Source organism: Duganella sp. CF458, assembly GCF_900113115.1.
GTDB lineage: Bacteria > Pseudomonadota > Gammaproteobacteria > Burkholderiales > Burkholderiaceae_D > Rugamonas.
The window spans coordinates 490446-516670 of the sequence record NZ_FOOF01000001.1 but is presented as its reverse complement, the minus strand read 5'-3'; the positions used below and the strand labels follow the sequence as shown (position 1 = coordinate 516670).

27 protein-coding genes are annotated in these 26225 nt (G+C 62.7%); 17 read left to right on the top strand and 10 right to left on the bottom strand.

Annotated elements, in window-relative coordinates; genetic code table 11:
- Position 1 precedes the first annotated feature (1 nt).
- From BM269_RS02300 to BM269_RS29345, 3 genes are all read left to right on the top strand, one after another.
- Positions 2–583, top strand: a complete 582-nt coding sequence (locus BM269_RS02300) for a DUF4241 domain-containing protein (RefSeq protein ID WP_090435369.1) — start codon at positions 2–4, stop codon at positions 581–583.
- A 45-nt stretch (positions 584–628) separates the two neighbouring features.
- Positions 629–1186: a PH domain-containing protein gene (locus tag BM269_RS02295; RefSeq protein ID WP_090435366.1), complete on the top strand. Its 558-nt coding sequence runs from the start codon at positions 629–631 to the stop codon at positions 1184–1186.
- Between the two features lie 139 nt (positions 1187–1325).
- Positions 1326–1502: a hypothetical protein gene (locus BM269_RS29345; protein ID WP_170860254.1), complete on the top strand. Its 177-nt coding sequence runs from the start codon at positions 1326–1328 to the stop codon at positions 1500–1502.
- Here BM269_RS29345 and BM269_RS02290 read toward each other — a convergent pair whose 3' ends face one another.
- Positions 1503–2282 (bottom strand): DUF2145 domain-containing protein, encoded by a 780-nt coding sequence (locus BM269_RS02290; RefSeq protein ID WP_090435363.1) that lies wholly within the window; start codon positions 2280–2282, stop codon positions 1503–1505. It abuts the gene before it with no gap.
- A gap of 3 nt (positions 2283–2285) precedes the next feature.
- Positions 2286–2684, bottom strand: a complete 399-nt coding sequence (locus tag BM269_RS02285; protein WP_090435360.1) for a hypothetical protein — start codon at positions 2682–2684, stop codon at positions 2286–2288.
- Between the two features lie 132 nt (positions 2685–2816).
- On the opposite strand from BM269_RS02285, the gene BM269_RS02280 reads away from it, so the two are divergent.
- On the top strand, positions 2817–3548 hold the full coding sequence (locus BM269_RS02280; protein ID WP_090435358.1) for a helix-turn-helix domain-containing protein: 732 nt from the start codon (positions 2817–2819) through the stop codon (positions 3546–3548).
- A 13-nt stretch (positions 3549–3561) separates the two neighbouring features.
- On the opposite strand, the gene BM269_RS02275 is transcribed toward BM269_RS02280, so the two are convergent.
- Positions 3562–4689 carry a M14 family metallopeptidase gene (locus BM269_RS02275; protein ID WP_090435356.1) on the bottom strand — a complete coding sequence of 376 codons (1128 nt, stop codon included), beginning with the start codon at positions 4687–4689 and terminating at the stop codon, positions 3562–3564.
- A gap of 149 nt (positions 4690–4838) precedes the next feature.
- Positions 4839–5765, bottom strand: a complete 927-nt coding sequence (gene paaX / locus BM269_RS02270) for a phenylacetic acid degradation operon negative regulatory protein PaaX (RefSeq protein ID WP_090435353.1) — start codon at positions 5763–5765, stop codon at positions 4839–4841.
- A gap of 123 nt (positions 5766–5888) precedes the next feature.
- Between paaX and paaA the strand changes: the two genes are divergently transcribed.
- The 12 genes from paaA to paaZ all read left to right on the top strand — a co-directional run bounded on the left by paaA (position 5889) and on the right by paaZ (position 17647).
- Complete coding sequence (gene paaA / locus BM269_RS02265) at positions 5889–6878, top strand: 1,2-phenylacetyl-CoA epoxidase subunit PaaA (RefSeq protein WP_090435350.1); 990 nt, start codon at positions 5889–5891, stop codon at positions 6876–6878.
- 11 nt (positions 6879–6889) lie between these two features.
- Positions 6890–7174 carry a 1,2-phenylacetyl-CoA epoxidase subunit PaaB gene (gene paaB, locus BM269_RS02260; RefSeq protein WP_090435347.1) on the top strand — a complete coding sequence of 95 codons (285 nt, stop codon included), beginning with the start codon at positions 6890–6892 and terminating at the stop codon, positions 7172–7174.
- Positions 7175–7184: 10 nt separating this feature from the next.
- Entirely contained in the window at positions 7185–7937 is a 753-nt protein-coding gene (gene paaC, locus BM269_RS02255; protein WP_090435342.1) for a 1,2-phenylacetyl-CoA epoxidase subunit PaaC, read from the top strand.
- Entirely contained in the window at positions 7937–8482 is a 546-nt protein-coding gene (gene paaD, locus BM269_RS02250; RefSeq protein WP_090435339.1) for a 1,2-phenylacetyl-CoA epoxidase subunit PaaD, read from the top strand. Before paaC ends, paaD begins: the two co-directional genes overlap by 1 nt.
- A 4-nt stretch (positions 8483–8486) precedes the next feature.
- A complete protein-coding gene (gene paaE, locus BM269_RS02245) occupies positions 8487–9563 on the top strand; it encodes a 1,2-phenylacetyl-CoA epoxidase subunit PaaE (protein WP_090435336.1) in 1077 nt (358 codons plus the stop codon).
- Positions 9564–9643: 80 nt separating this feature from the next.
- Positions 9644–10435, top strand: a complete 792-nt coding sequence (gene paaG / locus BM269_RS02240; RefSeq protein WP_090435332.1) for a 2-(1,2-epoxy-1,2-dihydrophenyl)acetyl-CoA isomerase PaaG — start codon at positions 9644–9646, stop codon at positions 10433–10435.
- A gap of 2 nt (positions 10436–10437) precedes the next feature.
- The gene (gene paaH, locus BM269_RS02235) at positions 10438–11991 is read left to right on the top strand and encodes a 3-hydroxyacyl-CoA dehydrogenase PaaH (protein WP_090435329.1); all 1554 of its coding nucleotides are present in this window, start codon (positions 10438–10440) and stop codon (positions 11989–11991) included.
- Positions 11984–12430: a hydroxyphenylacetyl-CoA thioesterase PaaI gene (gene paaI / locus BM269_RS02230; RefSeq protein ID WP_229204460.1), complete on the top strand. Its 447-nt coding sequence runs from the start codon at positions 11984–11986 to the stop codon at positions 12428–12430. Before paaH ends, paaI begins: the two co-directional genes overlap by 8 nt.
- 17 nt (positions 12431–12447) lie before the next feature.
- Entirely contained in the window at positions 12448–13758 is a 1311-nt protein-coding gene (paaK, locus tag BM269_RS02225) for a phenylacetate--CoA ligase PaaK (RefSeq protein WP_090435326.1), read from the top strand.
- A gap of 4 nt (positions 13759–13762) precedes the next feature.
- Complete coding sequence (gene pcaF / locus BM269_RS02220; RefSeq protein WP_090435323.1) at positions 13763–14968, top strand: 3-oxoadipyl-CoA thiolase; 1206 nt, start codon at positions 13763–13765, stop codon at positions 14966–14968.
- Between the two features lie 2 nt (positions 14969–14970).
- Positions 14971–15588 (top strand): phenylacetic acid degradation protein PaaY, encoded by a 618-nt coding sequence (paaY, locus tag BM269_RS02215; RefSeq protein WP_090435320.1) that lies wholly within the window; start codon positions 14971–14973, stop codon positions 15586–15588.
- 13 nt (positions 15589–15601) lie between these two features.
- Positions 15602–17647, top strand: a complete 2046-nt coding sequence (paaZ, locus tag BM269_RS02210) for a phenylacetic acid degradation bifunctional protein PaaZ (protein ID WP_090435317.1) — start codon at positions 15602–15604, stop codon at positions 17645–17647.
- Here paaZ and BM269_RS02205 read toward each other — a convergent pair.
- The 3 genes from BM269_RS02205 to BM269_RS02195 form a co-directional block, all read right to left on the bottom strand.
- Positions 17611–18045, bottom strand: a complete 435-nt coding sequence (locus BM269_RS02205) for a hypothetical protein (protein ID WP_139232646.1) — start codon at positions 18043–18045, stop codon at positions 17611–17613. The two genes, paaZ and BM269_RS02205, sit on opposite strands and share 37 nt — an antisense overlap.
- Positions 18046–18127: 82 nt before the next feature.
- Positions 18128–18412: a hypothetical protein gene (locus BM269_RS02200; RefSeq protein WP_090435311.1), complete on the bottom strand. Its 285-nt coding sequence runs from the start codon at positions 18410–18412 to the stop codon at positions 18128–18130.
- Positions 18387–18809 (bottom strand): hypothetical protein, encoded by a 423-nt coding sequence (locus tag BM269_RS02195; RefSeq protein ID WP_090435307.1) that lies wholly within the window; start codon positions 18807–18809, stop codon positions 18387–18389. Before BM269_RS02195 ends, BM269_RS02200 begins: the two co-directional genes overlap by 26 nt.
- A 212-nt stretch (positions 18810–19021) precedes the next feature.
- Here BM269_RS02195 and BM269_RS02190 point away from each other — a divergent pair, with 212 nt between their 5' ends.
- Positions 19022–19372 carry a DUF2846 domain-containing protein gene (locus BM269_RS02190; RefSeq protein ID WP_229204459.1) on the top strand — a complete coding sequence of 117 codons (351 nt, stop codon included), beginning with the start codon at positions 19022–19024 and terminating at the stop codon, positions 19370–19372.
- Here BM269_RS02190 and BM269_RS02185 read toward each other — a convergent pair whose 3' ends face one another.
- The 3 genes from BM269_RS02185 to BM269_RS02175 form a co-directional block, all read right to left on the bottom strand.
- A complete protein-coding gene (locus BM269_RS02185; protein WP_304443167.1) occupies positions 19373–20599 on the bottom strand; it encodes a M24 family metallopeptidase in 1227 nt (408 codons plus the stop codon). It lies immediately after the preceding gene.
- Positions 20600–20723: 124 nt separating this feature from the next.
- Complete coding sequence (locus BM269_RS02180) at positions 20724–23246, bottom strand: M4 family metallopeptidase (RefSeq protein ID WP_090435298.1); 2523 nt, start codon at positions 23244–23246, stop codon at positions 20724–20726.
- A gap of 195 nt (positions 23247–23441) precedes the next feature.
- Positions 23442–25964 (bottom strand): M4 family metallopeptidase, encoded by a 2523-nt coding sequence (locus BM269_RS02175; RefSeq protein ID WP_090435295.1) that lies wholly within the window; start codon positions 25962–25964, stop codon positions 23442–23444.
- Positions 25965–26225: the final 261 nt, after the last annotated feature.

The window sequence follows — 26225 nt, the reverse complement described above, 5'->3', positions numbered from 1 at the left end:
CATGAGTTATGCGCCCGATCCTGAAGGACTGCGCTCCGCCTTTGCAGCGGAGCGCTTTGCGTTTGAAGAGACCTCGATTCAGTTCTCGCTGGTCGAAGCCGGCCGGCTGGCCATCACGTCCGGCCAGATCGCCGCCGGTGACCCCCAAGGTGAAGTCGGGCTGCTGCCGTTCACCCAATGCCTGCCGAGCGGCGATTATCCCGTCACGCTGGCGGTTGCCAGAAACGGGAACGGCGACGAGCGCATCGCCTACGCCCGCGTGCAGCTTGGCGCTGCGCCGGCGGTCTGCTGGTATCCGGCGCTGGTGGCTACGCAGGATGCCCGTTCGCTCAAACCAGGCGACATCTTCGGCTACCACGTGGAATCGGGCAGCGCCTGTTTCATGGATCCTCAGGCAGGGCAGGAAAACGCCATCTCGTTCTCCATTGGTGGGAGCGGCGGCCCTTACGCTTCCTACTTCGGTTACAGCGCCGACGGCCGTGCTGTCAGCCTGGTCACGGACTTCGCTGTGGTCCCCAACATACACGACGCACCGCCTGCGGACCGAAGTTGGTGGAAACGCTTACTGTTCTTCTGGAAGTGACAATCTGCCAGAATTGAAAGCACTCCTGCCGGGTAAGATGACGGCATGGATAATTTGTCAACCAATGAACGCGTCTTATGGAGCGGCGCCCCGCGACAGGGCCTGGTGCTGCGCGCTTCCGACTTGCTGATGATTCCATTCAGCCTGCTATGGGGCGGTTTTGCCCTGGTCTGGGAATACTCCGTTCTCAGTTCCGACGCGCCGCTGCTGTTTCGCCTGTGGGGCATGCCCTTTGTGCTGGTTGGGCTGTACATGATCGCCGGCCGCTTCATGGTCGAAGCGTGGCAACGTGCTTATACCGACTATACGGTGACCAATGAACGCATCATCATCCGCTCGGGCATCTTCAAGCGCCGGATGAAAAGCCTGCAGCTGCGCGCCATGGGCGAGTTCTCGCTGACAGAAAACGGCAAGGGCGAAGGCACCATTGCGTTCGGCATTTCGGCGGCGGGGAATATGTTCAGCGGGCTCGCTTCCTGGCCCGGCATAGACGAGCTGCCGCGCTTTGACACCATTGCCGATGCGCGCAAGGTCTACGAAATTATCCGCAACGCGCACTCCGCGGCTCACCACACGCGTCCCTTCGGCCAACGCCTGGGCTAAGGAGCAAGGCGCAAGCCAACAGGAAAATAAATAGCGCCAAGTTCGCTGCCCAAAAGAGGCATATTCGACGCAGATCGCAGCACGGCCTTGGCGCCGGCGTAAAACTGGCAACTTTCGGGGCCCGTGCCTAACATGAAGCATGACCAGCAAACGCCAAATCGAGCGCCTGCCTGCGCTGTATTTCGAGCCGGAGGCGCCATCCACTCTCCCACCGCACCTGCGCGCACCCGGCCAGCCAGGCTACCCACAGGCGCGCGAGCTTGAACGGCTACGCCGCAAGCATGTCACGCGCGTCCGGCAACTGACCCGTAAGTAATCACAGTTCGATCACGCGTGCGCCGCTGTCATGGCTGCGCACGAAATTCTCGATCTCATCGACCGTGATCGTGTCGAAGTGGCCGCGGATGCGCGGGCCGGTCGGATGGTCGTCAAACGCGACGTTGGCGCGGAACAGGCGGGCGCCGACGCGCGAACCCAGGCCTATGTCGATGCCGGAAGGGCGAAAGCCTGCGTCGTTCAGCCACTTTTGCGCCTCGGCGCGGGTTTCAACCCTGCCCGGGGCCGCACTGGCAGCGGCCAGCGTCTCGAGCACCCACTGGTTGGAGTTCTGGTAGCGCGTCGACCAGGCATAGGACAGCATGCTGTATTTCGGCTCGTGCAGTCGTTGCGGCGTGCGCGAAGCCAGCACCTGCGCCAGCCGTTGCTGCACGTCCGGCGACGGCAGGATCAGTTGCGATGTGTATTGATGCAGGCCGCTAAGAAAGAAGTTGCCCAGGCCGTCGTTGTACAGGGCGGAATGGGCGGTGCCGCAATCGTTCAGCAACTGCACCACCACCCAGCGCCCGGCTGGATGATCGCGCCACGCCAGGCCGACGTGGGAATAGCGCAAGCCATACTTCGACAGGTCCTGTCCGGCGCGGGCGATGATTGCAACCTGGGCGCCGCTGGCGTCGAGCTTTTGCATGCTGCGCTGGGCCAGGTCCAGCGAGCGTTCCACTTCGTCCAGCGCGAGCGGCTTGTTTTCGCAATGCTGGCCCGCGTGGGCGGCGCCGGCCATCGTGCAGGCCAGCGACATTGAAAGGAGCAAGCGCTTCATGGCTTAGTTCACGCGGCTATGATGCAGCAGGGCCTTGCCCAATTCGTTCGGGATAAAGGCGATCACCTTGCCCGATACCACCAGCGCATGGCCGGCCGACATGGCCACGGCGCTGACCGCGGTGCCGGCCGCCACCGAGACGCCTTCCAGCGCCTTGCCGCTGAATTCCACCGTGGCCTTGCTGCCGTCGCCCACGGCCTTCAGCACCACCACGACGCCGTCGCCGATGACTTCGACGGATTCGACCACCAGCGATCCGGCCGCAAAGACGGTCAACGCCGAACCGGCCGCCACGACGGCCGACAGGCCGCCGGCGTTCTTGCTCAAAGCTTGCGAACCATCCGCCGCCTGGCTGCTGGCGCAAGCGGCAGCAAGCAGGGCGGCGATCAGGATGCGTTTCATTTTCTGCTCCACAGGTTAAGGGAGCGGCCATCTTGGCGCGCTTGCCGGCGGCGGGGCAATCGCTGTGCGCACTGTAGCGTCGGGGCATGCTGGTGGTATCATATTCCGATACTTATTGCAGGAATTCCAAGCATGTCCAACGTTATCCGCCTGGTCGACGCGCTCAAACGCCAACTCAAGGCGCGCGGCATCACTTACGCTGCCCTCGGGCAGAAGATCGGCCTCTCCGAGCCCAGCATCAAACGCATGTTCGCGGCCCGCAATTTCACGCTCGACCGCCTGGAGCAGGTCCTGGCCGTGCTGGAGATGGACTTCGCGGAACTGGCGCAGGCCAGCGCCGACACGCCGCAGCTGGTCTCGCAACTGACCTATGCGCAGGAAAAGGAAATCATCAGCGACACCAAGCTCTTGGTGGTGGCCGTGCTGGCGCTGAACCAGGTGCCGATTGAGGAAGTGGTGGCCAACTACAAGATCAGCGCCGCCGAGGCGACGGCCTGCCTGCTCAGGCTGGACAAGATCGGCTTCCTGATGCTGAAACCGAATAACAAGGTCAAGCTGCTGGTGTCGCGCACCTTCAGCTGGCTGCCGAATGGCCCGATCCAGGCCTTCTTCCGCGACGAGGCGTACAGCGATTATTTCGACAGCCGTTTCGACGGCCATCATGAGGTGCAGCGGCTGGTGAGTGTGATGCTGTCGCAGCAATCGACGCGTCTCTTGCTGGATCGTCTGAAGCAGGTGGCAGACGAATTCTCGCTGCAGCACCAGGATGATGCGCGGCTGCCGTGGGAACAGCGCCGCGCCGTGACCATCATGCTGGCAGCGCGCCCGTGGATACCGAAGGCATTCCGGGCGCTGCTGCGCTAGGCCATCAGGTGGCTTAGAAGTTGCGCAGGGCGCGCAGCACCGGCTGCAGCACGTCCGCCCCCAGCTTGGCGGAACGGGCGCCGTTCCAACCAACCAGTTCGTCCGGATCGTTGGCGTTGTCCTTGAACGGCAGTTCCAGGGTCAGCGACAGGCAGCCGAACAGGTGGGTGATGTGCGGCGAACCCATGGTCAGCACTTCCGGCGTGTAAGGCGAGTCAGGATAGCCATGCTCGGACTGGAAGTCCGGCGACGCCAGCTTGAAGTCGGCGATGAACTTGTCCTGCGCAGCCTTGTGCTCCTTGGTGAAGTTCGGCAGCGCATCGCTGCCGGCCACGAAGACGTAAGGCAGGCCTTCGTCGCCGTGCACGTCCAGGAACAGGTCGCAGCCGGTTTCCTTCATCTTCTCTTTCACCAGGAAGACTTCCGGCGAACGCGCCATGGTCGGCTCGTTCCACTCGCGGTTCAGGTTCGCGCCGGCGGCGTTGGTGCGCAGGTTGCCGCGCACGGAGCCGTCCGGGTTCATGTTCGGCACGACGTAGAAGCAGGCATCCTGCAGGCACTGGCGGGCGTGTGGGTTGGACGCGTCGAGCAGCGCTTCGACCATGCCTTCCACGAACCATTCAGCCATGGTTTCGCCTGGGTGCTGGCGCGCGATGACCCACACTTTTTTCTCGGCTGCCTGGTCGCCGATGACCAGCATGTTCATGTCGCGCCCTTCCACCGAGCTGCCCAGGTCGACCAGTTCGGCCAGCGGGTGCATTTGCGCGGAGTCCAGCAGGGACAGGTGGCGTTCCCACGAATACGGCTCGAAGTACGCGTAGTAGACCGAATCGTGCTCCGGCGCGTGCTCGATGGTCATCACTTCGCCATCGAAGGAAGTCGGGACGCGGAACCAGTGGTCGCGGTCGTAGGAAGCGACCGCGTTGTAGCCCTTCCAGCCTTCAGCATAAGCAGCCTGGCCAGCGTTCATGAAACGGATGGTCAGCGGCACGGCTTGCGCACCCTGCACCCGGAAATAGAACCACTGGATGATGTCCGCGTGGGAATCCTTGCGGATATCGAGGTCGATATCGCCAGCGGAGGTAACGCTGACCACATCGATGGCGCCAGCATCGAACTGGCTGCTGATCTTGATAGACATTGTGTGTCCTGTCGGAAATGAAGCGCTGCGCGCGAAGCCCGACATGATACACCAGACAACAATTGTCCACTTGGGGTCAGGAACGATGTGGACATTTCTTTTCGAATGGAACTAAATGTCCACTCCGTTCCTGACCCCAGCAAGGACTATTAATGCTGCCCGGCAAAGCGGTGGTAGAAACCGGATTCCGGTTGCGGGGCTCTGGGGTCCTCGCGTTGCAAGGTGGCGAGGATGTGCCGTTCGGCGGGCGCGGTGAGCTGGCGATACAGCTGGCTGGCCAGTGCGTAAGCGCGGGCGCCGGGCCAGAGTGCGGGCAGCAGCTCGATCGGCAGTTGCGGGTCGTGCAGCTGCACGCGGCGGTAGGCGTGGATCAGCAGGGTGCGCAGCACGAAGGCTTGCTCGGGGTCGATGTCGACCGCATCGGCCAGCAGGCCAGGCAGGGCGCTGAAGCTTGCAGCAAACTTTTCGTAGCCGGCGGCCACCTCGCTGAGGTCCCAGCCTTCGGCCACCATCTCGCCCAGCGGCCGCGCGCGCAGGCCGGGTACCTCGCTGGCCTGCACGACATACACCTTCTGCAGCAGGCCAAGGCGCGACAGCAGCGCTTCCAAAGCTTCCATATCACCGGCGGGATGCCCTGCAATGCCGGGGGCAATCACGCTGTACCCCTCCCACAGCAGCTCCTTGCGCAACTGGCCTCGAGCGGGGGCGTCGAGGCCATCGGCGGCGAGCACCAGGGTCCATTGACCGTTCCAATGCACGTTCAGCGGGGCGTAGATGCGGCGGAAGGCGCGGCTGAAGCGGCGCATGGCGTCGGGCGTGATGGCGTAGCTGCTGCGGCGTCCGTCGCGCTGGGCGCCGAGCCAGCCTTCCTGTGCCAGCCGGAATACCGATGTGCGCAGCAGGCGGTCGTTGACGCCGAAAGGGGCCAGCAGTTCGATCAGGCTGCCGGTCCAGACCATGCCGCCGTGCGGGACGATGGCGTCGCCGAAGATGGTCATCACCAGCGATTTGGAGCGCGGCGGGTCGCTGGCCAGGAATTTCTCGATCCAGCCATTGATTTTCTGGTTTTTTTGCATAGAACCGATTTTATACACTGTCATTGATCTAGATACAGATTTTTTAAATGACACACAAAATTCGTTTGCAAAGCAGTTTTTGTATCGTATTATGAAGCTATCCCGATCAAGGAGGCCCTCCTTATGTACGCACAAATGGTGGAAACCGGCCTGAAGAAGGTTCAGACCGCGGAAGAGATGGACGCGCAGGAGCGCGAGTTCCAGGGGCGCATCGACGCCGGCATCAAGATCGAGCCGAAGGACTGGATGCCGGAGGCTTACCGCAAGACGCTGATCCGCCAAATCTCCCAGCACGCCCACTCCGAAATCGTCGGCCAGTTGCCTGAGGGTAACTGGGTGACCCGTGCCCCGACCTTGAAGCGCAAGTCCATCCTGCTGGCCAAGATCCAGGACGAAGCGGGTCACGGCCTCTACCTGTACAGCGCGGCCGAAACCCTGGGCGTGTCGCGCGATGAATTGCTGGCGGCGCTGCATAGCGGCAAAGCCAAATACTCGTCCATCTTCAATTACCCGACCCTGAACTGGGCCGACATGGGCGCCATCGGCTGGCTGGTGGATGGCTCGGCCATCATCAACCAGATCCCGCTGTGCCGCTGCTCGTATGGCCCTTACGCGCGCGCCATGATCCGCGTCTGCAAGGAGGAATCCTTCCACGCGCGCCAGGGCTACGACATCATGATGTCGCTGGCGAAGGGCACGCCGGAACAGAAGGCGATGGCGCAGGATGCCCTGAACCGCTGGTGGTGGCCTTCGCTGATGATGTTCGGCCCATCCGACGCCGCTTCGGTCAACAGCGCGCAATCGAGCGCCTGGCGTATCAAGCTGTTCTCCAACGATGAACTGCGCCAGCGCATGGTCGACCAGACCGTGCCGCAAGCCGAATTCCTGGGACTGACCGTGCCCGATCCGGACCTGAAATGGAACGAGGCGCGCGGCTCCTACGATTTCGGCGAAATCGACTGGGAAGAATTCCATCAGGTACTGAAGGGCAACGGCCCTTGCAACCGCGAGCGCCTGCGCACCCGCGTCAAAGCCTACGAGGATGGCGAATGGTTCCGCGACGCGCTGGTTGCCTACGCAGACAAACACAATAAGGAGCAGGCTGCAGCCTGAGAGGAGACAAGATGAGCAAAGAATGGCCACTGTGGGAAGTCTTCATTCGCAGCCAGCACGGCCTGGCGCACAAGCATGTGGGCAGCCTGCATGCCCCGGACGCGGCGATGGCAATCAACAACGCGCGCGACGTTTATACCCGTCGCAATGAAGGCGTGAGCATCTGGGTGGTGCGCGCCGCCGATATCGTCGCCAGCGCACCTGCCGACAAGGGGCCGCTGTTCGAGCCTTCCAACAGCAAGGTATATCGCCACCCGACCTTCTTCCCGATGCCGGAAGAAGTGAAGAACCTGTAAGGCTCCCGACATGGATAACAAGGTCAATTACCTGCTGCGCCTGGGCGACAACGCCATGGTGCTGAGCCAGCGCCTGTGCGAGTTGTGCGGCAAGGGGCCGGCGCTGGAGGAGGATATGGCGCTGTCCAATGTGTCGCTGGACCTGTTGGGGCAGACCCGCATGTGGTACACCTACGCCGCCGAACTGGAAGGCGCGGGCCGCGACGAGGACAAGCTGGCGTACCTGCGCGATGCGCACGATTACAAAAACGTGCTGCTGGTGGAACAGCCGAACGGGAACTATGCACACACGATGGTGCGCCAGTTCTTCTTCGACACCTGGCACTACTTCCTGATTGGCGCGCTGACCAAGTGCAGCGATCCACGCATTGCGGAGATCGCGGAGAAGTCGCTGAAGGAGGTCACCTACCACCTGCGCCGTAGCGGCGACCTGATTGTGCGACTTGGCGACGGCACCGACGTGTCGCACCAGTTCACGCAGACTGCGGTCGATGAACTGTGGATGTACTCCGGCGAGGTATTCAACTATGACGCGGTGGACGAAGCCATGGTGGCGGAAGGCATTGCGCCATCGGCTGCCATGCTGCGCGAGCAGTGGCTGTCGCACGTTTCCGATATCCTTGGCGAGGCGACGCTGGTCATGCCCCCGGCTGATGCGTGGATGCAGAAGGGCGGTAAGCAAGGTCGCCATAGCGAGCACCTGGGCTACCTGTTGGCCGAGATGCAGTTCCTGCAGCGCGCTTACCCAGGTTCGGAGTGGTGATGGACACAGCGCGTGTCTGGTCGCTGCTGGAGCAGGTCTCCGATCCGGAAATTCCTGTGATCTCCGTGGTGGATCTTGGCATCGTGCGCGATGTCCAGGTCACCGGCGCATCGTCGTGCGCGGTCACGATCACGCCTACTTATTCTGGCTGCCCGGCGATGCAGGTCATCGCCGATGCGGTGCAGGGCGCACTGCACGATGCAGGCATCAAGCAGGTCGACATCATTACCCGCCTGTCGCCCGCATGGACCACCGACTGGATGAGCGATTCCGGCAAGGCCAAGCTGAAAGGTTATGGCATCGCGCCGCCGGCCCAGCGCGTGGTCGACATCAGTGGCCTGCGCGCGCCGCGCACGGTGGCTGCCCCGCTCGATGCGCTGAAGGCCGGGATTGCGCGCGGCGCTGTTCCCGCACCTAAAGTCGTCTGCCCGCACTGCGGATCCAGTCACACCGAAATCACCAGCCAGTTCGGCTCAACGCCATGCAAGGCGCTGTACAAGTGCCTCGATTGCCGCGAGCCCTTTGACTACTTCAAGTGCCACTGACACCATGAGTAAATTCTATCCATTGTCCGTCGCCAAGGTGCAGCAAGAAACCCGCGACTGCATCGCCGTTACGTTCACCGTGCCGTCCGAGCTGCAGGAGAGCTTCAAGTACCAGCAAGGGCAGCACCTGACCCTGCGCACGAATATCAACAACGAAGACGTGCGTCGTTCGTACTCGATCTGCTCCGCCGTGCAGGACGGCGCGCTGCGCGTGGCGATCAAGCGCACGCCGGGCGGCATGTTCTCGACCTGGGCCAACGAGTCGCTGAAGCCTGGCGCGACCATCGAGGTGATGCCGCCAATGGGCCACTTCAACGTGCCGCTCGACGCGGAACAAAGCAGGAACTACCTGGCCTTCGCCGCCGGTAGCGGCATCACACCTATCCTGTCCATCATCAAGACCACCCTGCTGACGGAGCCGGCCAGCCGATTCACCCTGTTCTACGGCAATCGCGCTTCCTCGTCGGTGATCTTCAAGACGGAGCTGATGGAACTGAAGGACGCATACCTCGAGCGCCTCAACATCGTCTACGTGATGTCGCGCGAGCAGCAGGATATTGAGCTGTTCAACGGCCGCATCACCAGGGAAAAGACCGAACAGTTCCTGCAGCACTGGATCGACATCAAGGACTACGACACCGCCTTTATCTGCGGCCCGGAGGACATGATGCTCGGCGTCTCGGCCGCCCTGCAGGAAGGCGGCATGCCGAAGTCGAACATCAAGATCGAACTGTTCGCTGCCAGCATTCCAAAACACCAGCATAAGCCTCGCGTACAGGCCGATGCCGCGCCGCACCTGACCGAAGTCACGGTGATCATGGACGGCAATGCCGCCAGCTTCACCATGGAGAAGGACAAGGAATCGATCCTGGATGCCGGCTTGCGCGCCGGCCTGGACATGCGCTATTCCTGCAAAGGCGGCGTATGCTCTACCTGCCGCTGCAAGATGGTGGAAGGCAAAGTGGACATGGACGTCAACTACGCGCTGGAAGACTACGAGATTGCACGTGGCTTTGTATTGAGCTGCCAGGCGTTCCCGGTCACTGATAAAGTGATCATCGACTTCGACCAGGCGGAATAAAAACGGCCCGCGACCGCCGCGTATCAGTGTCTGACCCTGCGGGCCTGACACTGGTTTACCCGGTTTAACAAGGAGACAAAGTGAGCTACGAAAACATCCAATTTGAAATCGAAGCAGGCGTCGCAAAACTGACCCTGAACCGTCCCGACAAGTTGAACAGCTTCACCCAGGCCATGCACCTGGAAGTGCGCGAAGCGCTCGGCCAGCTGCGCGCCGACAAATCCGTGCGCGTACTGGTGCTGACCGGTGCCGGCCGCGGTTTCTGCGCTGGCCAGGACCTGGGCGACCGCGCTGTCGCCCCGGGCGGCGCCGCGGTGGACCTTGGCGAATCGGTCGAAAAGTTCTACGCCCCGCTGGTGCTGGCGCTGCGCGAACTGCCGATGCCGGTGATCTGCGCCGTCAACGGCGTCGCAGCCGGTGCCGGCGCCAACCTGGCCCTGGCCTGTGACATCGTACTGGCCGCTAAATCCGCCAGCTTCATCGAAGCATTTTGCAAGCTTGGATTGATCCCGGATACCGGCGGCACCTGGCACCTGCCGCGCCTGATCGGCCACGCGCGCGCCACCGGTCTCGCCATGCTGGGCGAAAAACTCTCCGCCGAACGCGCCGAGCAATGGGGCCTGATCTGGAAAGCGGTTCCTGACGAAGAATTGATGAACGAAGCCATGGCCATGGCCAGGCACTTCGCCACCGCCCCGACCAAGGGCCTGGCTTTCACCAAGCATGCGCTGCAAGCCAGCTATGGCAACACCCTGGCCGACCAACTGAAACTGGAAGGCGAGATGATGCGCGAACTTGGCTACAGCCACGACTACCGCGAAGGCGTGGACGCCTTCATCAACAAGCGCGCTCCACACTTCAAGGGGGAATAAGCATGGCGGCTCTGGCGAAAGGCAGTGTCGTTGCCGTTATCGGCAGCGGGGCAATGGGTTCCGGCATCGCGCAGGTGGCAGCGGCTTCCGGCTATACGGTCAAGCTGTTCGACACCCGCGCAGAAGCGGTCGAAAAGGCGATTGCGGATATCGGAAAGGTGTACGGCAAGCTGGTTGAAAAGGGCAAGATGTCCGGCGCCGATGCGGATGCCGCGCGCAGCCGCCTGCACGGCGTAGCGGGCCTGGCCGACGTCGCCGACGCCAGGCTGGTGGTGGAAGCCATTGTCGAAAACCTGGACGTCAAGCGCAGCCTGTTCGCCGACCTGGAAGGCATCGTCGGCGACGACGCCATCCTGGCCACCAATACCTCCTCGATATCCGTCACCGCCATCGCCGCCCGGTTGCGCAAGCCGCAGCGCCTGGTCGGCATGCACTTCTTCAATCCCGTTCCTTTGATGGCGCTGGTGGAAGTGATCAGCGGCCTGGCGACCGATGCCGCTGTTGCCGAAACCGTGTTCGAGACGTCCGTCGCCTGGGGCAAGAACCCGGTGCACGCCAAGTCGACGCCGGGCTTCATCGTCAATCGTGTGGCGCGCCCTTATTACGCCGAAGGTTGGCGCCTGCTGAACGAGCAGGCTGCCGATGCAGCGACCATCGACGCCGTGATGCGCGAAGGCGGCGGTTTCCGCATGGGGCCTTTCGAGCTGATGGACCTGATCGGCCACGACGTGAACTACTCCGTCACCGAATCCGTGTTCCGCGCCTACTACAACGACCCGCGCTTCACGCCATCCGTGCTGCAGCAGGAAATGGTGAACGCCGGCTTCCTGGGCCGCAAGTCCGGCCGCGGCTTCTACGACTACAGCGAGGGCGCGCCAGCGCCGCAACCGCGCTCCGAAGCGCCGCAACCGCTGCCTGAATATATCGGCTACAGCTTCGAGCCGGGCGACCACACCGCCATCGCGACCATGATCATCGAGCGCCTGAAGTCGCGCGGCGTTGCCGTCACCAAGCGCAATTCCGCGGAAGGCCACCGTTCCTCCGAAGCGCCTGCCTTCCATACCAACGGTGCCGCGATCTACCTGACCGATGGCCGTACCGCCACCCAGCGCGCACGCGACGACAAGCACGACGATATGGTGGTGTACGACCTGGTATTCGACTTCAACGCTTCGCCGCGCATAGCCATCGCTTGCAGCGACCAATGCAGCGCGCGTGCCATGGCATCGGCCATCGGCATGTTCCAGGCCGCCGGCTTCACCGTAACCCGCCTGGATGACGCGCCCGGCCTGGCTGTGATGCGCACCGTTGCCATGCTGGCCAACGAAGCAGCCGACGCCGTCAGCCAGGGCGTGTGCAGTGCGCAGGCGGCTGACGTGGCGATGCAAAAAGGCGTCAACTACCCGCGCGGCCCGCTGGCCTGGGCCGACATGGTGGGTGTCAAACACATCGTGACGGTGCTGGAGAACCTGGCAGGCAGCTATGGCGAGGACCGCTACCGCGTGTCGCCGCTGCTGCGCCGCCGCGAGCAAAGCGGAGCCAAGATCCATGCATAACCCCAAGATGCACCCGCAGGCCGTGGCCGAAGCGGCCGGCGCGGCGATGTTCGCGCGCGATGCCGCCAGCCAGGCCCTGGGTATGAAGTTGGTAGAAATCCGCCCCGGTTATGCACGCATGACCATGCCGGTGCGCAGCGATATGCTGAACGGGCACCAGACCTGCCACGGCGGCTTTATCTTTGCGTTGGCGGACAGTGCTTTCGCATTCGCGTGCAACAGCCATAACCACACGACGGTTGGCGCGGGCTGCACCATCGACTACCTGGCCCCCGGGCGGATGGATGACTTGCTGACGGCGGAGGCGGTTGAGCGCACGCTGGTCGGCAAGACCGGCATCTACGATGTCGCCGTCAGCAACCAGGAGGGCAAGATGATCGCCACCTTCCGCGGCAAGTCGCACCGCGTGGCCGGAGAGGTGGTTCCAACCCATAGCTAGTTGATGGAGGTAGCACCGTGGTCCAACGCATTCCCGCCCCTTCCGACCTGGAGCCGATCGAGCGCGCCAGCCGTGACGAATTGCAGGCGCTCCAGCTTGAGCGACTGAAATGGTCGCTGATGCACGCCTACGAGAACGTGCCGCACTACCGCAAGGCCTTTGATGACAAAGGCGTGCATCCGAATGACTTGAAGTCGCTGTCCGACCTGGGCAAATTCCCGTTCACGGACAAAAAAGCACTGCGCGACAATTATCCCTTCGGCCTGTTCGCGGTGCCGCGCGAGAAAGTCGTGCGCGTGCATGCCTCCAGCGGCACCACCGGCAAGCCGACTGTGGTTGGCTACACCCAGCGCGATGTCGATATGTGGGCCGACGTGGTGGCGCGCTCCATCCGGGCCGCCGGCGGCCGCGCGGGCGATATGGTGCACATATCCTACGGCTATGGGCTGTTCACCGGCGGCCTGGGTGCGCATTATGGTGCCGAACGCCTGGGCTGCACCGTGATCCCGATGTCCGGCGGGCAGACCGAAAAGCAGGTCCAGTTGATCCAGGACTTCAAGCCTTCGATCATCATGGTCACGCCGTCCTACATGCTGAACATTGTCGAGGAATTCCAGCGCCAGGGACTGGATTGCTCCAAGTCCTCGCTGGAGGTCGGCATCTTCGGTGCCGAGCCGTGGACCAACGCCATGCGCGGCGAAATCGAAAAGCGCGCCGGCATCGATGCGGTGGACATCTACGGCCTGTCCGAAGTGATCGGCCCAGGCGTGGCCAGCGAATGCATCGAGTCGAAAGATGGTCCGGTGATCTGGGAAGACCATTTTTACCCGGAGATCATCGATCCGGAGACTGGCGAGGTGCTGGCGGACGGCGAAGAGGGCGAGCTGGTGTTCACCTCCTTGAGCAAGGAAGCCATGCCGGTAGTGCGCTACCGCACACGCGACCTCACGCGCCTGCTGCCACCGACTTCCCGATCGATGCGCCGCATCGGCAAGATCACTGGCCGCTCGGACGACATGCTGATCATCCGCGGCGTGAACGTGTTCCCGACCCAGATAGAAGAACAGATCTGCAAGCTGCCAAAGCTCGAACCGCAATACCAGCTGGTGGTGACCCGCGACGGCCACCTCGACAAGCTGGAAGTGCTGGTGGAGCTGCGCGCCGGGCTGGCCCGCGCCGATGCCGGCGACGCGGCGCGTGAACTGGAACAACGCATCAAGACCAATGTCGGCGTCAGCACGACCGTCACGCTGCTTGGCGTGGGCGGCATCGAGCGCACCGCGACCGGCAAGGCTAAACGAGTAATCGATAAACGACCTAAGGAATAAATCAATGACCGAAGCATTCATCTGCGACGCCGTTCGCACACCGTTCGGCCGCTACGGCGGCGCGTTGGCAGGCGTGCGCGCCGACGACCTGGCGGCAATCCCGATCGCAGCCCTGATGGCGCGCAATCCTTCCGTCGATTGGACGCAGGTGGACGATGTCTACTACGGCTGCGCCAACGGTGCCGGTGAAGATAACCGCAACGTGGGCCGGATGGCAGGCCTGCTGGCCGGACTGCCGGTCGAAGTGCCGGGCAACACCATCAACCGCCTGTGCGGCTCCTCGCTGGATGCGGTGGGCATCGCGGCACGTGCCATCAAGTCGGGCGAAGCGCAGCTGGTAATCGCCGGTGGCGTCGAGAGCATGACCCGTGCGCCTTTCGTGATGGGCAAGGCCGATAGCGCTTTCTCGCGCAGCGCCAAGATCGAGGACACCACCATCGGCTGGCGTTTCGTCAACCCGCTGATGAAGGCGCAGTACGGCATCGACTCCATGCCGGAGACGGCGGAGAACGTGGCCGAGCAATGGTCCGTCGCGCGTGCCGACCAGGACGCTTTTGCGATCCGCAGCCAGCAGCGCTGGGCCGCTGCCCACGCGGCAGGTTTCTTCAAAGGCGAGATGGTGCCGGTCAGCATCCCGCAGAAGAAAGGCGATCCCAAAGTCGTCGACACCGACGAACACCCGCGTCCGGACACCACGATCGAAGCATTGGCCAAGCTGAAAGGCGTAGTCAAGCCCGATGGCACGGTCACTGCCGGCAATGCTTCCGGCGTCAACGACGGCGCCTGCGCTCTGCTACTGGCGTCCGCTGCCGCAGTCGACAAGTTCGGCCTGAAGCCGCGCGCCAAGGTGCTGGGCATGGCGACTGCCGGCCTGGCGCCGCGTGTCATGGGCTTCGGCCCGTCGCCGGCCAGCAAGAAGCTGCTGGCGCAACTGGGCATGACCATCGAGCAGATGGACGTGATTGAACTGAACGAAGCCTTTGCTGCGCAGGGCCTGGCCGTGACGCGCGATCTTGGCTTGAAGGATGACGATGCCCGCGTCAACCCGAACGGCGGCGCCATCGCCATCGGCCATCCTTTGGGCGCTTCGGGTGCGCGCCTGGTGACAACGGCACTGAACCAGCTCGAACGTACCGGCGGCCGTTATGCCTTGTGCACCATGTGCATCGGCGTGGGCCAGGGCATCGCGCTGGTGATTGAGCGAGTCTGACCATGCCTTGCTACGAAATCAATGGCGTGCGGCCGGTGGTGCACCCGACCGCCTATGTGCATCCGACCGCGGTGCTGATCGGTGACGTGATCGTCGGCCCGCGCTGCTACGTTGCGCCGCTGGCATCGCTGCGCGGCGACTTCGGGCGCCTGATCCTGGAAGAGGGCGCCAATGTGCAGGATACCTGCGTGATGCACGGCTTCCCCGGCGGCGACACGGTGGTCGAGCAGGATGGCCATATCGGTCATGGCGCCGTGCTGCACGGCTGCCGTATCGGCCGCAATGCCCTGGTGGGCATGAACGCGGTCGTGATGGATAACGCGGTAGTCGGTGCTGAAAGCATCGTCGGCGCCGCCGCCTTCGTCAAAGCCGGCATGGAAATCCCGCCGCGCAGCATGGTGGTTGGCGCACCGGCCAGGATCCTGCGCCACGTCAGCGACAGCGAGATCGCGTGGAAGACCCTGGGCACGGGCCAATACCAGGAGCTGGCCGTACGCTCCATGCAAACGATGGTGGAGTGCCAGCCCGACACCGAGGCTGGGCCGGGCCGCCAGCGCATGCAATGGGACACGTCGCTGCCCATGCACCTGCACAAGCAAGCATTCGACAATAAACAGTAATCGGAGACTATCAATGGTACACACCCTGCAAAGCTTCATCGGTGGCCGCTGGCAAGGCAAGGAAGCTGCGACCGCGCTGCACAGCGCCCTGGATAACCGCGTCATCTACCACACCCACGCCGAACAGATCGACTTCGCCGAGGCCGTGCATTACGGCCGCAAGACCGGCATCCCGGCCCTGATGAAGCTGGACTTCCAGACTCGTGCCCAGCGCCTGAAAGCGCTGGCGATGTACCTGATGGAGCGCAAGGAAGAACTGTATGCGATCTCGCACCTGACCGGCGCCACCCGCCCGGACAGCTGGGTTGACGTGGAAGGCGGCATCGGCACCTTGTTCGCCTACGCCAGCATGGGTAGCCGCGAGCTGCCGTCGTCGAACGTGCTGCATGAGGGGCCGGCCATGGCGCTGGGCAAGCGCGGCGGCTTCTCCGGCACCCACATCCTGGTTCCCCGCGGCGGCATCGCAGTGCACATCAATGCCTTCAACTTCCCGATCTGGGGCTTGCTGGAAAAGTTCGCACCGTCCTTCCTGGCTGCCATGCCGTGCATCGGCAAGCCTGCCAGCGCGACTTCGTACCTGACTGAAGCCCTGATCCGCATGATCAACGATTCTGGCCTCCTGCCGGACGGCTCGCTGCAACTCGTGATCGGCAGCACCGGCGACCTGCTGGACCGCCTGGGCGGCGCGGACGTGGTGACCTTCACCGGTTCCGCCGACACGGCCGCCAAGCTGCGCTCCAACCGCAACCTGATCACCAACTCGGTGCCGTTCACCGCTGAAGCCGATTCGCTGAACTGCGCAATCCTGGCGCCGGACGTTACGCCGGACGACCCAGAGTTCGACCTGTTCGTGAAAGAGGTGCAGCGCGAAATGACCACCAAGGCTGGCCAGAAATGTACCGCCGTGCGTCGTATCATCGTGCCGCGCCAGCATGCGGACGCAGTGGCGGAGAAGCTGCGCGAGCGCCTGGCGAAAGTCGTGGTGGGCGATCCCTCGGTGGAAGGCGTGCGCATGGGCGCACTGGCGTCGAAAGACCAGCAGCGCGACGTGGCCGAGCGCGTGGCGCAACTGGCGCAGGGCAATGAGATCCTGTTCGGCGGCGCGGGCGCACTGAAACTGGTGGGCGAGGGTGTCGAGAACGGCGCCTTCTTCGCGCCGACCCTGCTGCTGTGCCGTAATGCGCTGAGCAACGATGCAGTGCACGATGTGGAAGCCTTCGGCCCGGTCAGCACCATGATGACTTACGATTCCATCGACGAAGCACTGGAACTGGCGGCACGCGGCAAGGGTTCGCTGGTGTCCTCGCTGATTACCAAGGATCCCGCCATCGCTGCCTACGCGGTGCCGATCGCCGCCGCCTCGCATGGCCGCGTGCATGTGCTGGACCGTGAATCCTCGGTCGACTCCACCGGTCACGGCTCGCCCCTGCCGCAGTTGAAGCACGGTGGTCCTGGCCGCGCCGGCGGCGGTGAAGAGCTGGGCGGCATCCGCGCCGTGCGCCATTTCCTGCAGCGCGCTGCGGTGCAGGGTTCACCGACCATGCTGAGCGCCATCACCGGCGAGTATGTGCGCGGTGGCGCGGTGCGCGAGGGCGACGTGCATCCGTTCCGCAAATGTTTCGAAGACCTGCAGATGGGTGATTCCCTGCTGACCCATCGCCGCACCGTGAGCGAGGCTGACATCGTCAACTTCGGCGGTATTTCTGGCGACTACTTCTACATGCATTTCGACGATATCGCGGCCAAGGACACCCAGTTCGGCAAGCGCATCGCGCACGGCTACTTCGTGCTGTCGGCGGCGGCAGGCCTGTTCGTGTCGCCGGCACCTGGACCTGTGCTGGCCAACTATGGCCTGGACAACCTGCGCTTCATCACGCCGGTGGCGATCGGCGACACCATCCGCGCCCGCTTGACCTGCAAGCGCAAGGTCGACCGTAACCGCACCGATGATAAAGGCCGCGGCCAGGGCGTTGTGGCGTGGGACGTGCAAGTGACCAACCAGAACGACGAGCTGGTCGCCAGCTACGACATCCTGACGCTGGTGTCGAAGCGCGCCTGACGTTCCAGCACGTACCAGCAAGCGGTGCCGCCGGCGGCGCCGCTTGCCGCCATGTGAAGGGCGTAGTTCCAGGCCTGCATTACCGGGCCGTCGTCGCATGCATAAGCGTCGACCCCAAGCACGGTGCCGAAGACAGCGAGGGCCGTCACGACACCCGTTCCGGCAAAATAGCGCCAGCTGCGTGTTCCGAGGCGGTTGGCCAGTTTGATCGTCAGCACGAACGGAATCAGGGCGCTGACAAAGGCGCAAAGCCAGGAAGCGCCCAAAAGCATGACGGCACCCATGAAGATCTGGACACCAACCTGCATGGCGAAGGTGAAGGTGCCGCATACTGCGGCAGCAGTGACGGCGGCGAGATATGCCACAATTGCGTGGCGAAGAGTGATGGTGTTTTCCATGTCCCGCACTGTAGCGGGCGAATGTGCGGCCAGTATGAACTTGCTGTGCGAACTTGCGGTATGAACTTGCTGTGAAGCGCAGCTACATCATCATTAAGTAGATCACGCCTGCAAACGCCAGAACTATCAACGCCACAGCCGACCACTTCAATTTGTAGTGACGTGCATGGCAGCGCTGGCAAACCCGCATCTTCGCGCCGCCACCGCTTGCCAACGGCAGCTCTTCGTAGGTATTCCAGTTGATTTCAGCGGCGCATAGCGCACAGGCGCCGCGTTCGTTGCGCCTTCCGCCCCGCCATTGGCGCAGCCGGTCGGTCACCAGCGCCGCCACCAGCAGCGCACTAAATAGCAGGAACAGTATCTTCATTGTGCGCCGACTTTAGCATAAGCCAGCAGGCGCTGCCCGCTGCCAGTCCGGCGATGAAGAGCATTGGAGCCAGCCGCACCAGGTGGCGCGGCGAATAGGCGCATGCCAGCAGCGGCAGGAATGCCATGGCGGTGAGGACTGCACCGCCGATGAAGAAATAGGGGCTGCGGATGCCGCGGCGCACGGCCAGCGTCATCGCACCGGCATAAGGCAGGACCGAGGCGGCGAAAGCCATGATCCATGCCAGTACCAATGTGGCAAGCGGAAAGCGGAAGGTTTTATCGCCGTTGACGACGAAGTCCCACAGCTCGTTGCCGAAGACGAACGTGACTGCGGCGCAGCTAACCGCAAGAAGGTGGGCGTACATGACGCGCTGCATGGAGGTGGAGATATTCATGGCCGGCACTGTAGCGGGCCCGTATGCGTTCAGAATGAAGCGACGGTGAAGTTCCACAGGGCGACGCGGATTCGCTACACTGCGGGCAGTGTTGTTCTCAACTTCCTAGGGTTAGTATGAAATTAGTATCGCTGGCGGCGATTGCCGCCGTGGCTCTGCTTACGGGCTGCTCTTCGGTATCCGGAACCAGGTTCGCGCAGCAAGAGGCTGTCATGCCGAAGCTGTCGGCCGACCAGGGCCGTGTGTATTTTTACCGCGTTGACGCCCTCACCGGCGGCGGCTTGACTGCCCCGGTCAAGCTGGATGGGGTGGTAGTGGGCGAGTCGGTTCCAGGCGCCTATTTCTTTGTCGATGTAGCCCCAGGCAAGTACGAAGCATCAGCCGCCACCAGGGTCACCAGGAAGTTCAGCTTCGTTCTTGAAGCAGGGGAGACCAGGTACGTGCGCACCAAGGCTCAATTTGAAGAGAAGGTCGGCCGCGTGGTGCTGGAATCGGTCAGCGCCGAAGAAGCCCGTAGGGAACTGCCTGCCCTGAACTTCACCGGCACCGCGAAGGCCAACTGATCAGGCCTGCAATCCGAAAGGATCGTCGATGGAGTGGGACGGTTGGGTGAACCAGCGCGGGCCGTCTTCCGCCATGTAGAAGTGGTCTTCATGGCGCACGCCGAATTCACCCGGCACCACGATCATCGGCTCGTTCGAGAACGTCATGCCGACGTCCAGCGGGGTCTTGTCGCCGCCGACCAGGTAAGGCCATTCGTGGATGTCCAGGCCGATACCGTGGCCGGTGCGGTGCGGCAGGCCGGGCAGCTTGTATTCCGGGCCGAAGCCAGCCGCCTGCAGTGAGCGGCGCGCGGCCTGGTCCACTGCCTCGCAAGCCACGCCCAGCTGGGCAGCTTCAAACGCGGCCAGTTGCGCCGCCTTTTCCGCATGCCATACCGCGCGCTGGCGCTCGCTGGCTTCGCCGTACACATAGGTGCGCGTGATGTCGGAAATGTAGTTGTGCAGCTTGCAGCCGGTGTCGATCAGCACCGTGTCGCCCTGCTTCAGCGTCTGTACGTAAGAAACGCCGTGCGGGAAGGAGCTGGCCACGCCGAACAGCACGATCACGAAATAGGAACCTGCCGGCGCGCCGACCTTGCGGTGCGCCTTGTCGATGAATTCAGCCACTTCGGTGGTGGTAATGCCCTCGCGCAGGATGCTGGCGGTGGCGATGTGCACGGCCAGGGTCATGTCCTTGGCGCGCTGCATCAGGGCGATCTCCGCTTTCGACTTGCGGGTGCGGCAGTGAGCAGTCACCGGGCGGGCATTTTCCAGCGCATAGCCTTCGGCCAGTGGACGGATGCCGTCGTAGATGAAGAAGGCGGCGCTTTCGTCGATGCCGATGCGTGGCGGTTGTGCGGCATTGGGCATGATGCCCATCTTTTTCAGGACCGCGATGAACAGGGCGGATGGGCTTTCGTGCTCGTGCCAGCAGTTGACCGCGCCTTCCACCAGCATGAAGTCCTGCAGGGTATTTTCTTCGAAAGCGGGGGCGATGTACTCCACCGCGCCGCCGGCCGGAAGAATGGCACCGACCATGCGTTCGCTCGGGTACCACTTGGTGCCGGTGAAGTAGAGGAGGCTGGAGCCGGCATTGATGTAGATGGCCGCGATGCCTTGCTGGCGCATGAAGGCTTGCGCCTTTTCGATGCGTGCCAGGTGTTCGTCCTTGCCGATCGGCGTTGCGCCCGCCGTCATGTCCGACAGGGATGCCAAAGCCTGTTCGATAGTCTTGCCGCCAATACCAATGCCCATGCTGCCTCCTTAAAAACAAGGCAAACATCATAGCACCGCAAAGAAGAAAAAAAGCCGGCTATGCAGCTATCGTATCCGGGGATGACGATAGCCGCATACCGGCCAGGATGATGAAAGTTTATTGAACTTGCAGGCTTACCTTGTCAACAACGAAGGAAGTCTGCAGCGAATAGTCTTCCGTCATGTTGAAGTGAATGCGCACGGTCTGGCCTTTGTACGGCAGCAGGTTGAAGGTGCGCATCTGGTAGCCACTGACCGGCATGGTGTTGTTGTAGGTGGCCAGGGTGCCCAGGGTGGTGCCGGAGCTGTTCTTCACGGTCACGGCCATCTTGTCATACACGGTGCTGCCGGTTTCCGCGGTGTCGATATGCAGCGCGAACGACAGGGTTGCCGAGGTTGCGGTGGATGGGATGGTCACGGTCTGGTACAGGGATTCGGTAGCGGTGCGACCGTTGCCACCCAGCCATGCGAAGCGGCTGCCTTCGTACGCAGTCTGGCCGCTGTAGTTGCCGATCACGCCGGTGGTGCCCGCCCATGGCGAAGTGCCGGACTCGAAGCCGCCGTTGACAATCAGCTCGCTCTGCGGAGGAATCACTCCAACGGTCAAGGTGGCGTCGTTCGAGGTCGCAGTCTTCACCGGCGACGAGGAGTCGCTGACGATGGCCTTGAACACGGCGCCGTTGTCGGCCGTCTGTGCGGTGAACGAGTAGGTGGCCGAAGTCGCGCCCGAAATCTGGGTGCCGTTACGGTACCAGGCGTAGCTGTAAGGCGTGGTGCCGCCGCTTGCGCCAACGGTGAAGGTCGCGGTGCCGCCGGCAGCAACGGTGACGTTGTTCGGCTGCGTAGTGATCGTCACGGTGTTTGGATTGGCTTCATCCACGTCCGTGCCGACGTTGATCGCGGCATAAGCGCGCTTGACGGCGGTCGCTTCGGCGCTGCCCACGCCGTACAGCTGTTCGGCCGACTCGATCATCTTCAGGCGGGCGTTGGCGTAGTTGGTCGATGCGGTGAACTTGGTGGTGTTCGCCTTGAACCAGATGCGGAACGCCTTGTCGGTACCGATACCGGTCATGGCCAGCGGCTGCTTGTTCAGGTAAGAGCTGTACATCTCGCTCGAGGAAGAGGAGTTGGAGCCCTTGGACAGGAAGTAGAACATGCGGTTGTTCGGGCCGGAGGAGTAGTGCACGTCGATGCCACCCAGGCCGCTGCTCCAGGCGTCCTTCGACGAGCCGTCCTTGGATGGCTTCCACATCCAGCGCAGCGGCTGGCCGTTCTTGGCGATCTCCTTGCCCATCATCCAGTCGTTGCCGGTCAGCGGGATGGAGGTGCCGGTGCCGCCAGCGCGCGCATAGGCTTCCACCGCTTCGCCGGTGATGTCCGAGTTCGACTCGTTCAGGCCGCCGGACTCGCCGGAGTAGGTCAGGTTGGAGGTGGCGTCGGTCACGCCGTGGCCCATTTCGTGGCCGATCACGTCGATCGAACCCAGGTTGTTGAAGTAGGAGCCGCCGTCGCCGATGTACATGCACTTGCAGCTAGGGTCGAAGAAGGCGTTGTCGTAGTTGTTGTCGACGTGGACCGCGATATAGGTCGCGGTGTTGTTGCCGTCCAGCGAAGACCAGCCCATCACGTTCTTCAGCGTGTCGTAAGTGTTCATCAGGCCCCACAGCGCGTTCACTGCGGCGGTCTGGCCGTTGGCGTTGGTGGTGCTGCCGCCGCTGATGTATTGCTGGCCGTCGCCCCAGGTGTTGGTGCTGTTGGTGTAGATCGAGCCGGGATTTGGATTGTTGGCCGACGAGTGGTTGGCATTGGTGATCGCCATGCCGCCGTAGGTGCCGCCCACGCCGCGCGAGGTATCGAGCATCTTGTAGGTGGAGCCGGACAGGGTGGTGTTGATCGGCACGTCGCCGTTGTACTGGCTGTGGCCTACGCCGACCACGGTCTGCAGGGCATTCCACTGCTTGATGACGGCGCCGGTCTTGGCGCTGATCACGGTGTCGCGGAACACCGGGCGGCCATCCTTGTTCATGCGGGTCTTGACCAGGTAGGCCAGTTCATAATGGTCGACCACTTCTTCCACGTCCGTCGCATTCAGCGCGCTGTCGGCCTTGTTGGCGGCAGCAGCGGTGCGCTGGGTCTTGACCACCGGCCAGATCAGCAGTTCGGCTTCCGGCTTGATGCGGTGCTGGCTGCCCGGCGTGCGCGAGACGGCGATGCGGATCGCTTCATCGGCGCCGAAAGCGGCTGCGGTGTCAGGAGCGCCCTTGCCGGAGGCCTTGGCAGCGCGCGAAGCGTCCAGGTTGTTGCGGCGATCGGAGGCCGACTCGCTGACGACGTTGCCGTTTTCATCGGTGACGACGACCGAATCGGAACCGAACACGCGCAGGCCCTGGAAGGTGTGGTCGGCGCGCACGATGCGCTGGCCGTTGACACCGGGGTGCTGTTCGCGCAGTTTGTACCCATGCTCGCTATCGAGCCCGGCTGCGGAGCGAAGGGAGTCCAGGCGCGATACCAAGTTCGCCTTGGCTTCAACGCTCATCGGCTGAGCCGGAGCGGCCATCAGGGTATCGGGCAGGACGCCTGCGAATGCAGGGGCGAACGAGGCGGCAACGGCTGCGGCCAACAGGCTTTTGCGAAGTTTCATCGACTCTCCTTGGGGAACTTGGGTTGGTGGGAGAGACGACGTTATGCCTGTTTTTTAAGCAAGTCAAAAAACTTGTGAAATGAGTCAGTTTTACAGATTTTGTATATTTTTAGACAATAGATTACATGTCTATAGTCACACAAAAACACAGGGGGCGGCCCTGAGAGCCGCCCCCTGCTTGCTACCGACTAGCGCTTACTGGACTTGCAGGCTGACCTTATCCACCACGAAGGACGTCTGCAGCGACGAGTCTTCGGTCATATTGAAGTGCAGGCGCACGGTCTGGCCTTTGTAAGGCAGCAGGTTGAAGCTGCGGATCTGGTAACCGCTGGCAGCATTGGCGTTGCTGTAGGTAGCCAGGGTGCCCAGGGTGGTGCCGGAAGAGTTCTTCACGGTCACCACCATCTTGTCGTACGCGGTGCTGCCCGATTCCGCGGTGTCGATATGCAGTGCGAACGAGAAGTTCGCCGACGTTGCGGTCGATGGGATGGCCACGCTCTGGTACAGCGCTTCGGTAGCGGTGCTGCCGTTACCACCCAGCCATGCGAAGCGGGTGCCTTCGTACGCGCTCTGGCCGCTGTAATTGCCGATCACGCCGGTGCTGCCAGCCCAAGGCGAAGTGCCGGATTCGAAGCCGCCGTTCACAACCTTCTCGGTTTGCTGGGTGGTACCTACGGTCAGGGTGGCGTTGTTCGAGGTCGCGGTCTTCACCGGCGACGACGAATCGGTGACTACGGCGTTGAACACGGCGCCGTTGTCGGCGGCCTGCGCGGTGAACGAGTAGGTGGCCGAGGTGGCGCCCGAGATCTGGGTGCCGTTGCGGTACCACTTGTAGCTGTAAGGCGAAGTGCCGCCGGTTGCGCCCACGGTGAAGCTGGCGGTGCCGCCCGCTGCCACGGTGACGTTGTTCGGCTGGCTGCTGATCGACACGCCGCTGCCTGCGCCGGCTTCGTCGACGTCGGTACCGACGTTGATCGCAGCGTAAGCGCGCTTGACGGCGGTCGCTTCAGCGCTGCCCACGCCGTACAGTTGTTCAGCCGACTCGATCATCTTCAGGCGGGCATTGGCGTAGTTGGTCGATGCGGTGAACTTGGTGGTGTTCGCCTTGAACCAGATACGGAACGCCTTGTCGCTGCCGATACCGGTCATGGCCAGCGGCTGCTTGTTCAGGTAAGAGCTGTACATCTCGCTCGACGAGGAGGAGTTGGAACCCTTGGCCAGGAAGTAGAACATGCGGTTGTTCGGGCCGGAGGAGTAGTGCACGTTGATGTTGCCCAGGGTGCTGCTCCAGGCGTCCTTCGATGCGCCGTCCTTGGATGGCTTCCACATCCAGCGCAGCGGCTGGCCGGACTTGCTGATTTCCTTGCCCATCATCCAGTCGTTGCCGGTCAGCGGGATCGAGGTGCCGGTGCCGCCAGCGCGCGCATAGGCTTCCACCATTTCACCGATGATGTCCGAGTTCGACTCGTTCAGGCCGCCGGACTCGCCGGAGTAGGTCAGGTTGGAGGTGGCGTCGGTCACGCCGTGGCCCATTTCGTGGCCGATCACGTCGATCGAACCCAGGCTGTTGAAGCTGGAGCCGCCGTCGCCGATGTACATGCATTTGCAGTTCGGGTCGAAGAAGGCGTTGTCGTAGTTGTTGTCGACGTGGACCGCGATATAGGTCGCGGTGTTGTTGCCGTCCAGCGAAGACCAGCCCATCACGTTCTTCAGCGTGTCGTAGGTGTTCATCAGGCCCCACAGCGCGTTCACCGCGGCGGTCTGGCCGTTGGCGTTGGTGGTGCTGCCGCCGCTGATGTATTGCTGGCCGTCGCCCCAGGTGTTGGTGCTGTTGGTGTAGATCGAGCCGGCTTGCGGGTTCGATTCAGGCGAGTGGTTGGCATTGGTGATGGCCATGCCGCCGAAGGTGCCGCCTACGCCGCGGGTCGAGTCCAGCATCTTGTAGGTGGAGCCGGACAGGGTGGTGTTGATCGGCACGTCGCCGTTGTACTGGCTGTGGCCAACGCCAACCACGGTCTGCAGCGCGTCCCACTGCTTGATCACGGCGCCGGTGGTGGCGTTGATCACGGTGTCGCGGAACACAGGACGGCCGTCCTTGTTCATGCGGGTCTTGACCATGTAGGCCAGCTCGTAATGGTCGACCACTTCCTCCACGTCGGTCGCATTCAGCGCGCTTTCGGCCTTGTTGGCGGCAGCAGCGGTGCGCTGGGTCTTGACCACCGGCCAGATCAGCAGTTCGGCTTCCGGCTTGATGCGGTGGGTTTTGCCGCCGGTGCGCGAGACGGCGATGCGGATCGCTTCGTCGGCGCTGAAAGCTGCGGTGGTTTCAGGTGCGGCCTTGCCGGTCGCCCGTGCGGAGCGATGCGAGTCCAGGCCGTTGCGGCGGTTGTCGGCCGATTCGCTGACGATGTCGCCGTTTTCATCGGTGACGACGACGGACTCGGAACCGAACACGCGCAGGCCCTGGAAGGTGTGGTCGGCGCGCAGGATGCGGTGGCCGTTGGCGCCTGGGTGCTGTTCACGCATCTTGTAGCCATGCTCGCTGTCCAGGCCGGCGGCGGAGCGGCGCGCTTCGAGGCGGGAAGCCAGGTTGGCCTTGGCTTCCAGGCTCATCGGCTGGGCCGGCGCGGCCATCATATTGTCCGGCAGGACGCCTGCAAATGCGGGGGCGAAAGAGGCGGCTACGGCTGCAGCCAGCAGGCTTTTGCGAAGTTTCATCAGCTCTCCTTATGAGCGTTGGGGTGATTGGGAGAGCCGGAAGTTATGCCTGTTCTTTATGCAAGTCAAAAAAGTTGCGAAATAAGTCGGTTCTACACTTTTTGTTCAGTTTTAGACATTTGATTACATTTGCGAGGTTATTGAACTAGCTTGCATCGTGACCAAATGGCGCACGATTGGCGCGATTTGTAGGGAAGTTACAACGAAATAGAGGGTTTTTTCTAGTTTCGTGTTGGACGCAACACAAATATGTATCAAATT